Genomic DNA, 13,877 nt, shown 5'->3' on the forward strand with positions numbered 1-13,877 from the left:
CCAGTGAGCGATGATGGGCACATGCCCACCGAATCCGCTGCATCCCGCGTGCTGCAGCGGTTCGGGCCCGCGACCCGGCAATGGTTCACGAACTCGTTCGCCGCCCCCACCGAGGCGCAGGTCGGCGCCTGGAACGCCATCGCCGACGGCGACAACACCCTGGTCATCGCGCCCACCGGATCGGGCAAGACGCTGTCGGCATTCCTCTGGGCGATCGACTCGCTGGCGCATGACGAACGCCCTGAGAAGCCGACGACCCGCGTGCTCTACATCTCGCCGCTGAAGGCGCTGGCGGTCGACGTCGAGCGCAACCTGCGGGCGCCGCTCACCGGGATCGGGCACGCCGCCCGGCAGCTCGGCCAGGCGGCACCCGAGATCCGCGGTGGAACCACATTCGATATCCGCGGTGGAACCGCATTCGATATCACCGTCGGGGTGCGTTCGGGCGACACCCCGTCGGCGGCCCGACGACAGCTGGTGCGCACCCCGCCGGACATCCTGATCACCACCCCCGAGTCGCTGTTCCTGATGCTGACGTCGTCGGCCCGGGAGACCCTGACCTCGGTCACCACTGTGATCATCGACGAGATCCACGCGGTCGCGGCCACCAAACGCGGCACCCATCTCGCGCTGTCGCTCGAACGCCTCGACGAGCTGCTGCCGCAGCCGGCCCAGCGCATCGGCCTGTCGGCGACGGTCCGGCCGCCCGAACGCGTCGCGCAGTTCCTGGCCGGCAGCCGGCCGGTCACGGTCGTCAAACCCAAGGCCGCGAAGACCTTTGATCTCTCCGTGCGGGTGCCGATCGCCGACATGGCGAATATTCCGGCGGCCGAGGGCGACTCGGACCTGGACGAGACGCCGGCGGCGGGCAGCCTATGGCCTTTCGTCGAGGCGAACATCGTCGATCTCATCGAGCAGAACCGGTCGACGATCGTGTTCGCCAACTCGCGCCGCCTCGCCGAGCGACTCACCGCCCGCCTCAACGAGATCCACGCCGAGCGCCTCGGCGAACCGGTGGCACAACAGCTGAATGCGGCGGTCCCCGGCGGCATGCCGGCCTACGTGATGGGCAGCGGCGCCAGTGCCGGCGCCGCGCCGGTGCTCGCGCGGGCTCATCACGGCTCGGTCAGCAAGGAGCAGCGGGCGCTCATCGAGGACGATCTGAAGTCCGGGCGGCTGCGCTGCGTGGTCGCCACCAGCAGCCTCGAACTCGGAATCGACATGGGCGCCGTCGATCTGGTGATCCAGGTGCAGTCGCCGCCGTCGGTCGCCAGCGGACTGCAGCGGATCGGCCGGGCCGGGCACCAGGTCGGCGAGATCAGTCAGGGGGTGCTGTTTCCCAAGCACCGCACCGATCTGGTGCACTGCGCGGTCGCGGTCGAGCAGATGACCGACGGGAACATCGAAGAGTTGATGGTCCCCAGCAACCCGCTCGACATCCTGGCGCAGCACACCGTTGCCGCTGCCGCACTGGATGATTGGGATGTCGACGACTGGTTCTCCGTCGTCCGCCGCAGCCTGCCGTATGCCGACCTGCCGCGATCGGCGTTCGACGCCACCCTCGATCTGCTCGCCGGGCGGTACCCGTCCGACGAATTCGCCGATCTGCGGCCGCGGATCATCTGGGACCGGGAAACCGATACCACCGGTGCTGGCACGATACGGGGCCGCCGCGGCGCGCAGCTGCTCGCTGTGACCTCCGGCGGGTCGATCCCGGACCGCGGACTGTTCGGGGTCTTCCTCGTCGGCGAGAAGGCCTCGCGCGTCGGCGAACTCGACGAGGAGATGGTCTACGAGTCGCGCGTCGGCGACGTCTTCGCGCTTGGGGCCACCAGCTGGCGGATCGAGGACATCACGCATGACCGGGTGCTGGTCACGCCGGCCGCCGGACAGCCCGGTCGCCTGCCGTTCTGGATCGGCGACCAGGTCGGTCGGCCGCGGGAACTCGGCGCGGCGATCGGCAAGTTCTTCGGGCAGCTGGTCGACCCCGACAAGCTCGCCACCCACGCGGATCGGCTGGGGCTCAACGACTTCGCCCGCGACAATCTCACCGCCCTGGTCGATGAGCAGCGCGCCGCCACCGGACAGCTCCCCACCGACCGCACCCTGATCGTCGAACGCTTCCGCGACGAGCTCGGCGACTGGCGCGTGGTCCTGCACTCCCCCTACGGATTACGTGTCCATGCGCCCTGGGCCAGCGCAGTCGGCGCCCGGCTGCGCGATCAGCTGGGCCTGGAGGGCATCACCACCGCGACCGACGACGGCATCATCGTCCGGCTGCCGGACGCCGACGACAAGCCGCCCGGCAGCGAGCTGTTCACCATCGATCCCGACGACATCGAGCGGATGGTCACCGACGAGCTGGCCGGCTCGGCGATGTTCGCCGCCCGATTCCGCGAGTGCGCCGCCCGTGCTCTCCTGCTGCCGCGGCGCAGTCCCGGCCGTCGTGCACCGCTCTGGCAGCAGCGTCAGCGCAGCGCCCAATTGCTTTCCGTCGCAGCCAAATACCCGGACTTCCCGATCATTCTGGAGGCCGTCCGCGAATGCCTGCAGGATGTGTACGATCTGCCGGGCCTCACCGATCTCCTGACGCGCGTGCGGTCCCGGCGCATCCGCGTCCTCGAGGTCGAGACGGCCACCCCGTCACCGATGGCGACGTCGCTGCTGTTCGGCTACGCCGGCAACTTCATCTATGACGACGATGCGCCGCTGGCCGAACGCCGGTCCGCGGTGCTGTCGCTCGACACCGCGCTGCTGGCACAACTGCTGGGACGGGTCGATCTGCGGGAACTGCTGGATCCACAGATCATCGCCGATATCCAGGACAGACTGCAGCGCACGCACCCCGATCGCCGGGCCCGCGATGCCGACGACATCGCCGACCTGCTCCGCTGGCTCGGACCGCTGACGGACGACGATGTCGCGCAACGGTTCTCCGGCGACGATCTGCCCGCGGTGATCGCCGACCTGGTCGCGGCCGGGCGGGCGGTGCGCGTCGGTCATCGGGGTCGTTCGATGCTCGCCGCAGTCGAGGACGTCAGTCGCCTGCGGGACGGGCTCGGCATCGCCGCGCCGGTCGGCGTGCCGTCGGCCTTCCTCGAATCGGTGCCCGACCCGCTCGGCGACGTGGTCGGCCGGTACGCCCGCACCCACGGGCCGTTCGTGGCCGAAGCGGCGGCCGAGCAGCTGGGGCTGGGGGTCGCGGTCGTGCGCGACGTGCTGGAGCGGCTGGCGGCCGAACAACGGGTCGTCGCGGGCGAATTCGTCGATGGCCCGGCGAACCAGTGGTGCGGCTCCGATGTGCTCGCGCAGATCCGGCGGGCATCGCTGGCGGCGTCGCGTGCCGACGTGCAGCCGGTGCCGGCGCGCGACTACGCACGATTCCTCCTCGACTGGCAGCATGCCGCCCCCGAGAGCCGGCTGCACGGCGTCGACGGCGTCGCGGCGGTCGTGGAACAGCTTGCCGGCGTACCGCTTCCGGCCTCCGCATGGGAATCGCTGATCCTGCCGGCCCGCGTCGCCGACTATCGGCCGGGCATGCTCGACGAGCTGACGACCAGCGGCGAGGTCTGGTGGGCCGGCCACGGACGCATCGGCGGCGCCGACGGCTGGCTGAGCCTGCATATCGCGGCCGATGCCGAGCTGTCCCTGCCCGATCGCGGCGAGATCGACATGACGCCGACGCACCATCGGATACTCGAGGCGCTCGACGGCGGCGGCGCCTTCTTCTATGCGCAGCTGGCCGAGCGGGTCGGCGATACACCCGGCGATGAACTGCAGCAGTCGATCTGGGATCTCGCCTGGGCCGGATACCTCGGTAACGACACCCTCGCCCCGGTCCGAGCGGTGCTCACCGGCACAGGGCCGAAACGACCGTCACCGCCGGCCCATCGCAGTCGCGGCGGCCGTCCGCCGCGACTTCGCGCGAGTCGGCTGTCGTCGAGTTATCTGATGACACAGCGCAACTCGGCGGCGCCGGCATCGATGGCCGGGCGCTGGTTCGTGCTGCCCGCCGCCGCGGCCGATCCCACCGAGTCGATCGCGTACACGTGCGAGCAACTGCTCGACCGGCACGGCGTCGTCACCAAGGGCGCCGTGATGGCCGAAGAGGTTCCGGGCGGGTTCGCCCGGGTATACAAGGCACTCAGCGGTTTCGAGGATGCCGGACGGGTGCGTCGCGGGTACTTCATCGAGCATCTCGGCGGTGCACAGTTCGCCACCACAGGCACGGTCGACCGGCTGCGCGAGCCGGCCGGCGAGGCCGCCGTGATCGCGCTGGCCGCGACCGATCCCGCCAATCCGTTCGGGGCGGCGCTGCCGTGGCCCGAGACCACCGCGGCCGCCGGCGACGAGTCCAGCGGCCATCGGCCCGGCCGAAAGCCCGGCGCCATCGTCGTGCTGTCCGACGGCGAGCCGGTGCTGTTCGTCGAACGGGGCGGCAAGACGGCGCTCACGTTCACCACGGACGCCGAGCGCCTCGCCGAGGCGGCCGTCGTACTCGCCGACACCGTGGCCGGCGGACGCATCGACCGCCTCGACATCCGCCGCGCCGACGGCGCCCCGATCCTGCAGACCGATCTCGCGGAGATCCTGCTGGCGCATGGCTTCTCGGCCACACCGCAGGGCGTCCGGATCCGGAAACGCTACTGAGTCCCGGCTAGCCGATCACAGGTCCGGGATCGGAATATCCATGTTCGGGGCGATCAGACCGCCGTCGACCTCCAGGATCTTGCCCGTCAGATACGAACCCGCCGGTGAGGCCAGATAGACGGCGGCCGCCGCGATGTCCTCGGGCTGTCCGAGCCGGCGCATCGGGGTCGCCTTCTCCAGGGCGGTGCGCATGTCGTCGTTGCCCGCGACGACGTCCAGCGCCGACGTCAGGATCGACCCGGGCGCGATGCCGTTGACCCGAATCTTCGGGCACAGATCGAACGCGGCCAGCCGCGTGTAATGTGCGAGCGCCGCCTTCGCGGTGCCGTAGGCCGCGAACGCACGACCGGGCAGCCGGCCCATCGTCGACGTGATGTTGATGATCGAGCCGCCACCACCGGCCAGCAGATGCGGAATGGCCGCGTCGACCAGCGCATGCGCATTGGCGACGTTGAACTCGAACGCGTCGGTCAGGTCCTTCGGGCTGGTGTTGGCCAGCGGCTTCGGCATCGCGCCGCCGACGTTGTTGACGACGATGTCGAGACGACCGAACTGATCGATGGCCGCCTGTGCCAGCGCCGCGGTGGCCTCCGGATCGGCGAGGTCGGCGGCCACCGCGTGCGCGCGCCGCCCCGTCGCGGCGATCTGCCCGGCCACCTCGTCGAGCTGGGATTGCGTACGTGCGGCGATGACGACGTCCGCGCCGGCCTCGGCGAACGCCACCGCGATCGCGGCGCCGAGCCCGCGGCCCGCACCGGTGACAACTGCTACCTGATCATCGAGTCGAAAACTGTCCAGAATGCTCATGCAACGGTTCTACCGTGATCCCGGCCAAATTGGAACACGTTCTAATTTCTTGTCCTACTGAGCGGGAGGTCAGCCACAGGATTCATCCAACAGGGTTCATCCACGCAAGGGTTCATCCACGCAGGGCCGACGCGAAGATCCGCGGCAGCCGGCCCCAGCCGGGCCGCGCGGCAAATGTCGTCAGGGCCTTCCCGGTGGTGGCCGCGGTGCGGTTGGTGACGAACCACGGCGGCTTCGGGGCGATGGTGAACTGCCCCGTAGCCACCGAGCGCGGGAACGGCCGGAACGGGCCGTGGACAACGGTGCGTTCGGTGCCGTCGAGCAGCAAGGCGTTGTGCACCACCCCGATCCCACTCTGCGCGTCATCGAGCGTGTGCCCCGGGAACGCGCCCCAGGTCGCGCTCGCCGTCAGGTAGCCGACGCCCGTCCACGCGTTCACGGCGATCGTGCCGTAGCGCAACCGCGCGAGCGCCTCGACGTACCCGGCGCCGAGCCGCCGGATCTGCCGGGGCGCGATGATGATGTTGGCGCCCAGCGTCCCGGCGAGCCGCTCGTTGGCGAAATCGACTGCCGCGTCCAGGAATTCCTGGCCCGAACCGGGCAGCGTGGTCACCACCAGGACGGGCGCGAAATACTCCTCGTCGAACGCGATATCGGGCTGATCGGCCGCCACCTCGACGAGTACTCGATCGCCGACCGCCGAATGTTCGGCGTGCGCATGATCACGGACCGCGGCGGCCGTCCGGTCGCCGCTGCCCGGGTAGTACGCGGCCCGGGCCGCCACCCGGGCGTACGCGGCGCGCACCGCGTCCAGGAAGGCATCCTTCTGCGCCCAGTCGCTGCTGACCACCAGCACCTGCGACGCGACGCAGTTGTAGCCGTTGTTGTGCAGCTTCTGCGTGACGAGATGTTCGGCCTGGAACTTCAGGTCGCGCGTGGACCACCGCCCGGGGACCACGACGGTCGGCGATACACCGCCCAGTTCGCTCGTGATCGGCTTGTCGAGCAGCCGCTCCCCGCGCGCCTTCCGGGCCCGTCCCTCATCGCCCGGCCCGAACACGATTGCGTTGTGCGAGTGGATGCTTCCGGTGATGTGCACATGCGTGACACCCGGATGCCCGACAGCGGCCGAGCCGACATCGACGCCGCCGGTGACGATCTTGACGAGCCCGAGATCGATGAACCGGGCGAACACCGTCTCCAGCACCGGCAGCAGCGGATCGGTGATCGGGTTCAGCTTGAGCAGCACCACCCGGTTGTGCGCGAACAGCTCATACAGGGTGTCGAGCGCGGAGATCGACAGGATGTTGCCGGCGCCGAGCACGACGCCCAACCCGCCGGTCGCCCGGGGCGTCAGTGTCCGAGGCCGGCGCGCCGACGGATCGAATCGGCCGACTCCCCGGACCGGCACCAGACGTCGGCGGTGAATCCGCCCAGCAGTAACCGGTCGAAGATGTTGTGCGGCAACACCCGGATGGCGGTGCGGCCGCCGGGCGCGGCGGTCATCCGGTAGCCGTCGACGGGACTGCGGCCCGCCGCCAGCGCGGCCAACGACTGACGCAGCGTCTGTGCCCCGGCGATCAGCGCGTACGGGCCGCTGAGCCACTCCTCCCCAATGAGCGGGCTATCGGCCGGGAGCTGCTTGATCTCCCGGGCACGGTCGATCCATTCCTGGGCGTGATCGCTCACCGCCTCCACGAGCGCGGCAAGCAGGTCCGCACGGTCGTCGAGACCAAGCGTGCCCCAGATCTTTTCGCCGTCGGCGAGCTGCTGCACCAGCTCGTCGATGTACGTGGCGCTGCTGCTGGTCGTGGTCATGTCGATCATCCTTTGAGCAGGTCGGCAGCACGTTCGCCGATCACCATCGTCGGGGCGTGCGTGTGTCCGCGCACGATGCGGGGCATGACCGAGGCGTCGGCGACGCGCAGCCCCTCGACGCCGCGCACCTTCAGGTCGGGAGTGACGACACTTGCTTCGTCCGCACCCATGCGGCACGTGCTGGTCGGGTGGTAAAGCGTGTGCGAGTACGCGGTGAGTGCATCCTCGAGCGTGTCCGCCAGCTCGGCCTGTTCCTGCTTGGGCTGCAACAGCTTTCCGGTCTTGGAGGCCAGCGGTTCCGAGCTGAAGATCCGGTGGGCGATCCGCAGGCCGTTGCGCATCGCGGCGCGGTCGACTCCGTCGCTGTCGGACAGATACTTCGGGTCGACGAGCGGATTGGTCGTCGGATCGGCCGACGCCAGCGTCACCGTGCCGTGACTGCGCGGGTCGACCAGGATCGGGCCGAGGCCGATGCCATGGCCCACCGGCGTCCCGATGCCCTCGTCGTAGAACGGCGCCGGGCCGAAGATGATCTCGATGTCGGGCAGTTCGAGATCCGGACGGCTGCGCACGAAGCCGTACGCCTCACCGACATTCGAGGTGAGCATGCCGCGCCGGCGGATCAGGTAGTCGGCGATCTCGCGCGGCTTCTCGGCGGCGAAGAGACTGCCCGACTCGACCGCGTAACCGAGCAGGCACACCAGGTGATCCTGCAGATTCCGGCCGACCTCCGGCAGATGGTGCATCACGTCGATGCCGTGGCGGCGCAGCTGCTCCTGATCGCCGATGCCCGACAGCATCAGCAACTGCGGAGTGTTCAGCGCACCGCCGGACAGGATCACCTCTTTGCGGGCCATGACGGTCTGTGTCACACCGTCTTTGAGGTATTGCACGCCAACCGCCCGTCGCCCGTCGAACAGCACCTTGGTGGCGTGGGCGTTGGTCAGCACGGTCAGGTTCGACCGCTTGGCCGCCGGCCGGAGGTAGGAGTCCGCGGTGCTCGCCCGCGCGCCGCGCTTCTGACACACCATCGTCTGCGTGAAGCCGTCGGGCTGCGGAAGATTCGCACGCTCGCGGGTGAAACCGGCGTTCTGCACCGCGGTCAGGAAGTCCGCGGTCCAGCCGCGGGGACTCCGCTGGTTCGAGACGGCTTGCGGCCCCGTTCGTCCCTCGTCCGGCTCCTGGGCTCCCTCGACGCTTTCGATGCGCTTGAAGTACTCGACGACGTTGGCGAAGGACCAGCTGTCCCCGGCGACCTTGGCCCAGCCGTCGTAGTCGGCGGCGAAGCCGCGGACCCACATCATGGCGTTCATCGACGACGAGCCGCCGAGCATCTTGCCGCGCGGATAGAAGATCTTCCGATCGCCCAGCTCCGGCTGCGGGGTGGTGAACACCTTCCAGTCCAGCTCGCTCTGGAACAGCTTCGAGAACGCCGCCGGGATGTGCACCTCCTGCTTCTTGTCCGCACCGCCCGCCTCCAGGGCGACGACCTGGTTGCTCGACCGCTCGCTGAGTCGGGCGGCGATGATCGCGCCCGCCGATCCGGTGCCGACGACGACGTAGTCGGCGTGCGATGGGCTGTCAGACATAGTGGATTCCTTCGTGATACGTGACCGTTCCCGAACTCTATGGAGACCGGCCGCCCGACCACTACGTTCGACCGCACGCGGATCGCCGCGCACTGTTGTGCACATGCACAAACCCACTAGAGTGCACGCATGAGCGTGTCCAGGAGTCCGGTGGTGACGCCTTCGTCGACGCTGCCGGGACTGCTGCTGCCGCGCCTGGAATCGATGACCGCGACGCTCGTCTCCCGGGTGATCCAGGACGACGGCTCGTATACCGAGCAGGGCATGCTGACCGCCGACGAGCTCTACGCGGCATGCCTCGCCAATCTGACGGCCATCGCGCACGGCCTCGCCGGCGCCGAGCCGGACCTGCGCCCCGCGGTAGCGGTGGGCCGGCTCAAGGCCGAACGCGGAATCCCGATCGCGGCGCTCCTGCACGCGTTTCGACTGGGCGGCCGCATCGTCTGGGAACAGCTGACCGAACTCTCCCACGGGCCCGGTGACCCGGAGCTGCACGCGCTCGCATCCGGTCTCTGGGAACTGGTCGACGTCTACTCCGGAGTCGCGAGTGACGCCTACCGCGAGGCCGAGGTGCGCCTCGCCACCACCAACGTCGAAGCCCGAGTCCAGTTGGTGCGCACGCTGTTCGACGATCACACCGAGAGCCCGGCGCGCGCATTGGCCGCGATGCGCAGTCTCGGCATCGCCGAGCACGGCACGTTCGCGATCGCGGCGATCACGCCGCCGGATTCCGATGCTCCGCTGCCGGACAACCTGGAGGCCGCACTGCGACTATCCCCTTCACGGGCGCGTCGGCCATCCCGGCCGCGATCGCCGAGGCGCGACTGGCGGCGCGCAGCGCGTGTCCCGGCGACAGCGGAATCGTCCGATACGGGGCCGACCCGACAGCGCAGCTACTGGTCACCGTGCCCGAGGAGGGCCGGCGCATCGCCACGCAGATCCTCGGGCCGATCCTCCGGCGACCGGCCGCCGAGCGCGACGACCTGATCTCGATGCTGCAGGCCTGGTACGCCTGTCGTGGCTCCACCACCGAGGTCGCGAAAAGGCTGCATTGCCACCGCAATACGGTGCGCTACCGGTTGAACAAGGTCCGCGATCTCACCGGCCGCGACATCGCCGACCCGGCAGAGTCAGCCGAGTTGCATCTCGCACTCCGCGCGGTCGCGCTGCTGCAACCACTCGATCAGTCCGGAACCGGCACCGGTTCCAGGATCTCGGCGCGCGACTCCGGTGCGGCCGCACGCAGGGCGTCCGCCGACTCGTCGTCGGGCTGACGCTGCGACGCGATCTCCGCCTCGACCCGGGCCCGATAGTTCTGGACCTCGAACGCGACCTGCTTCTTGCTCCACCCCAGCATCGGCGCCACGAGTTCGGCCACCTCCTGGGCGCAATCCGCACCGCGATGCGGGTACTCGATGGCGATGCGGGTGCGCCGCGCCATGATGTCCTCCAGATGCAGCGCCGCCTCGCTGGCCACGGCGTAGCGCACCTCCGCGCGCAGGTACTGCGGCGCCGCCGCGAGCGGTTCGAGCAGGCCCGGATCCGCGTCGGTCGGTGCCAACACGTCATCGATCAGCGAGCCGTAGCGGTTGAGCAGGCGCCGAATCCGATACGGGTGCAAGCCGAATCGCTCGCCGATCCGTTCCGTCTGGTTGATCAGCGCGAAGTAGCCGTCCGCGCCGACCAACGGGGTGCGCTTGGTGATCGACGGCGCCACCCGGGTCGGGATGAAGTCCACACACGCGTCGACGGCGTCGGCCGCCATCACCCGATAGGTCGTGTATTTGCCGCCGGCGATCGACACCAGGCCCGGGGCCACGGTCGCGACGGCATGCTCGCGCGACAGCTTGGACGTCGAATCGCTCTCGCCTGCCAGTAGCGGCCGCAGGCCCGCATAGACACCCTCGATGTCGCCGGCGGTCAGCGGCGTCACCAGCACCTCGTTGACCCTCGTGAGGATGTAGTCGATGTCGGCCTTGGTGGCCGCCGGATGCGCCAGGTCCAGATTCCAGTCGGTGTCGGTGGTGCCGATGATCCAGTGCGTCTCCCACGGGATCACGAACAGCACCGACGAGGTCGTGCGCAGGATGATGGCCGTCTCGCTGACGATCCGGTCGCGCGGCACCACGATGTGCACGCCCTTGGAAGCGCGGACGGTGAAGTGCCCGCGCTCCTTCGACAACGCCTGCACCTCGTCCATCCATACGCCCGAGGCGTTGATCACGCAGTGCGCCTTGACGTCGATGACCTCCGCGGTCTCCGAGTCACGGACACGCACGCCTGCAACCCGGTCGGCCTCCCGCAGGAAGTCGACCACCTGAGTGGAGGTGCGGATGACCGCGCCGTACTGCGCCGCCGTCCGCGCGACCGTCAGCGTGTGACGCGCGTCGTCGACGACCGTGTCGTGATAGCGAATACCGCCGGTGAGCGAATTCCGCTTGAGCGCCGGCGCGATGCGCAGCGCGCCCGAGCGGGTCACATGCTGTTGTCCCGGAACCGACTTCGCGCCGCCCATGCGGTCATACAGCGCCAGACCGGCGGCCACGTAGGGTCGCTCCCACACCCGCTGCGTCAGCGGGAAGAGGAACGGCAGCGGCTTCACCAGATGCGGTGCCAGCACACTGAGCGCCAGCTCGCGCTCCCGCAGCGCCTCGCGCACCAGGCCGAACTCGAACTGCTCCAGGTAGCGCAGGCCGCCGTGGAACATCTTCGACGAGCGGCTCGACGTCCCGGAGGCGATGTCGCGGGCCTCGACGAGCGCGACCCGCAACCCGCGGGTCGCCGCATCCAGCGCGGCCCCCGCGCCGACGACGCCACCGCCGACCACGACCACGTCGAACTGCTCGGACCGCAGACGTTCCCAGGCGTCGGCGCGATAGGCCGGCCCCATATCCGCGGGCCGGTCGGGATCGAAATGCCAATCTGCATGTGCCGGAGTCACGGCCCCCAGGTTACTCGTCGGTAACTGTGATGGCCGGTTAGCGCGCGGGGGCGGTTCGATCCGCCTCGGCCGCGACCAGCGCGCGCAGTTCGCCCTGGTCCCGGCCTTGCGCGACCCCGAGGGACAGCAGTAGCCGGGCGCGATGCGGCGACAACCCCGGCGCCAGCTGGGCGCCGGCGGCCGATAACTGCGCGCCGCCGCCTCGATATCCGTAGCGCGGAGCCACCCGAGCATCCGGGGCCCGGGTGGTGATCACCACCAGCGTTCCGGCCGCCAGCAGCCGCTCGGCGGCGACCGCCTGCGCCGGCGGCAGATTGCCGGCCCCATTCGCGGCCACCACCACCGCCGGCTGCCCGGCACCGACCGCGGCGAGAACGCGTCCGTCGTCGCCGAGCGCGGCACTGATGATCGGCACCGGGCGAATCGGCCCCGCCGGTGCTCCATGCGCCGACTGCCGTGTCCGGTGCCGGTACCACTGGAGATCGCCGTTTCCGACGATCGCCAGCGGTCCCCGTCCCGGCGCGGCGAACGCATCGCGCGCCACCCCCGACACCTTGAGCACCTCGCGCGCCGCGAACACCCGGCCACCGAAGACGACCACCGGGTCGGTCTCGACACCGGACGCGGCGACCACCCGAGCGTCGGCGAGGTTGGCGGGCCCGTCGCTGTCGGGACGTTCGCCCGTCACCATCGCGCCGGTCACCACGACCGGCACCGACCAACCGCGGCGATACGCCAGCCACGCCGACACCTCCTCGATCGAGTCGGTGCCGGTCGTGACGACGATCCCGGCGACCCCGGTGTCGACGAGACCGGCACACCGATTCACCAGACGTTCAAGCAGCTCGAAGTCGACCTCGGACCCGCCGACCAGTGCCAGATCCTCCGCCCCGGCGAACCCGCCGACCCGGTCGGCCAGGCCGCGCGCATCGCGGAAAGGCTGTGCGCCGCCGGCCGTCTCGCGCATCGAGATCGTGCCGCCGAGTCCGACCAGGACGACTCCGGTCACGCGGAGTAGAGGTTGTTCAGCCCGGTGTACACATACGGCGAGAAGTCGTAATCCTTCGGAATCAGGCCGTTGGTCGCGAAGGTGGACACCAGCTTCTGCTCGGAGTCGATGACCTCCTTCGTGATCGGTACCGGCACCGCCGCCGAGTTCCGCGCCGCAGGGCCGGTCACCGACAGCGGCAGACCCGTTGCCTTGGACCAGTACTGGGCCCACTGGTCAGGATGCTCGTTGGCCCACAGCCGTGCCTGGTTCCACAGCCGCACGTACTCCCGGATCGCGGCCGCCTTGCCCGGGTCGGTCAGCGCCGCCCGGGACGCCACGTTGTACGAGTAGTGCGTGCCGTACGGGGCGGTGTCGGTCAAGACCCGCGCACCGTGCAGGGCTGTCGCCTGCTCGGAATACGGGCTCCACGCCGCCCAGGCATCGATCGAGCCGTTCGTCAGCGCGGCGAGCCCGGCAGCCGGGGCGAGGTAGTCGAGACTGACATCCGACGGCTTGAGACCGGCCTGGTTCAGCACCTGGAACGTGAAGTAGTTGGTGTTGCTGCCCTGATTTCCGCCGATCTTCTTGCCGCGCAGCTGATTCACCGAGGTGATCGGCGAATTCTTGGGCACGACGATCGCCTCGTATCCTGCCGGATTGCGGGTCGCCGAGACCACCGCGATCGGCGCGCCGCCCGCCGCCGTGAAGACCGGCGGCGCGTCGCCGACGCTGCCGATGTCGACCGCGCCGGACGCCTCGGCCTGCAGCATCACCGGGCCCGCATTGAAGTTCGCCCACTTCACCTTGAACGGCAGCTTGTCGGTCAACCCGGCCGCGGCCAGCAGCGCCTGCGATCCGACGCCGGCCTGATCGCCGACCGTCAGCGTCACGGTCGACAGGTCGACCGGCGAGCCCTGCCCGGCCGCCTGTGGTGCCGCGGACACGGAACTGGCCGACGTGGAACTGCTGGATCCGCTGCAGCCCGCAACCAGCCCGGCGGCCACTAGCGCGGCCCCCAGCGCGATCGCCGGTCGGTACCGGAACAGGCTGTGTTTCATGGTGTTTCCTCTTTCATCATCAG

8 protein-coding genes and 1 pseudogene are annotated in these 13,877 nt (G+C 69.7%); 3 read left to right on the forward strand and 6 right to left on the reverse strand.

The window, feature by feature from the left end; translation table 11 throughout:
• Positions 1-21 precede the first annotated feature (21 nt).
• On the forward strand, positions 22-4,650 hold the full coding sequence (locus G341_RS0118775) for an ATP-dependent helicase (protein ID WP_018180718.1): 4,629 nt from the start codon (positions 22-24) through the stop codon (positions 4,648-4,650).
• A gap of 15 nt (positions 4,651-4,665) precedes the next feature.
• Here G341_RS0118775 and G341_RS0118780 read toward each other — a convergent pair whose 3' ends face one another.
• The 3 genes and pseudogenes from G341_RS0118780 to G341_RS0118790 form a co-directional block, all read right to left on the reverse strand.
• Positions 4,666-5,457: an SDR family oxidoreductase gene (locus tag G341_RS0118780; protein WP_018180719.1), complete on the reverse strand. Its 792-nt coding sequence runs from the start codon at positions 5,455-5,457 to the stop codon at positions 4,666-4,668.
• Between the two features lie 112 nt (positions 5,458-5,569).
• A pseudogene (locus G341_RS22590) lies at positions 5,570-7,275 on the reverse strand (aldehyde dehydrogenase family protein).
• 5 nt (positions 7,276-7,280) lie between these two features.
• Positions 7,281-8,864, reverse strand: coding sequence for a GMC family oxidoreductase (locus G341_RS0118790; RefSeq protein WP_018180720.1), 1,584 nt, complete (start codon positions 8,862-8,864; stop codon positions 7,281-7,283).
• A gap of 129 nt (positions 8,865-8,993) precedes the next feature.
• Here G341_RS0118790 and G341_RS22595 point away from each other — a divergent pair, with 129 nt between their 5' ends.
• Positions 8,994-9,851 (forward strand): RsbRD N-terminal domain-containing protein, encoded by an 858-nt coding sequence (locus tag G341_RS22595; RefSeq protein ID WP_245557056.1) that lies wholly within the window; start codon positions 8,994-8,996, stop codon positions 9,849-9,851.
• A gap of 5 nt (positions 9,852-9,856) precedes the next feature.
• On the forward strand, positions 9,857-10,138 hold the full coding sequence (locus G341_RS24210; protein WP_245557072.1) for a helix-turn-helix domain-containing protein: 282 nt from the start codon (positions 9,857-9,859) through the stop codon (positions 10,136-10,138).
• Here G341_RS24210 and glpD read toward each other — a convergent pair.
• The 3 genes from glpD to G341_RS0118810 form a co-directional block, all read right to left on the reverse strand.
• Positions 10,048-11,754 (reverse strand): glycerol-3-phosphate dehydrogenase, encoded by a 1,707-nt coding sequence (gene glpD, locus G341_RS0118800; protein ID WP_018180721.1) that lies wholly within the window; start codon positions 11,752-11,754, stop codon positions 10,048-10,050. The two genes, G341_RS24210 and glpD, sit on opposite strands and share 91 nt — an antisense overlap.
• A gap of 88 nt (positions 11,755-11,842) precedes the next feature.
• Positions 11,843-12,814: an asparaginase gene (locus G341_RS0118805; protein WP_018180722.1), complete on the reverse strand. Its 972-nt coding sequence runs from the start codon at positions 12,812-12,814 to the stop codon at positions 11,843-11,845.
• A complete protein-coding gene (locus G341_RS0118810; protein ID WP_018180723.1) occupies positions 12,811-13,854 on the reverse strand; it encodes an ABC transporter substrate-binding protein in 1,044 nt (347 codons plus the stop codon). Before G341_RS0118810 ends, G341_RS0118805 begins: the two co-directional genes overlap by 4 nt.
• Between the last annotated feature and the right edge of the window lie 23 nt (positions 13,855-13,877).

The organism is Jongsikchunia kroppenstedtii DSM 45133 (assembly GCF_000380485.1).
Classification (GTDB): Bacteria; Actinomycetota; Actinomycetes; order Mycobacteriales; family Mycobacteriaceae; genus Jongsikchunia; species Jongsikchunia kroppenstedtii.

Excerpts from the sequence above, each read along its gene's own strand:
- G341_RS0118810 (WP_018180723.1), bottom strand. The coding sequence starts at position 13,854 with ATGAAACACAGCCTGTTCCGGTACCGACCGGCGATCGCGCTGGGGGCC.
- G341_RS0118775 (WP_018180718.1), top strand. The coding sequence starts at position 22 with ATGCCCACCGAATCCGCTGCATCCCGCGTGCTGCAGCGGTTCGGGCCC.
- glpD (WP_018180721.1), bottom strand. The coding sequence starts at position 11,754 with ATGGGGCCGGCCTATCGCGCCGACGCCTGGGAACGTCTGCGGTCCGAG.
- G341_RS24210 (WP_245557072.1), top strand. The coding sequence starts at position 9,857 with ATGCTGCAGGCCTGGTACGCCTGTCGTGGCTCCACCACCGAGGTCGCG.
- G341_RS0118790 (WP_018180720.1), bottom strand. The coding sequence starts at position 8,864 with ATGTCTGACAGCCCATCGCACGCCGACTACGTCGTCGTCGGCACCGGA.
- G341_RS22595 (WP_245557056.1), top strand. The coding sequence starts at position 8,994 with ATGAGCGTGTCCAGGAGTCCGGTGGTGACGCCTTCGTCGACGCTGCCG.
- G341_RS0118780 (WP_018180719.1), bottom strand. The coding sequence starts at position 5,457 with ATGAGCATTCTGGACAGTTTTCGACTCGATGATCAGGTAGCAGTTGTC.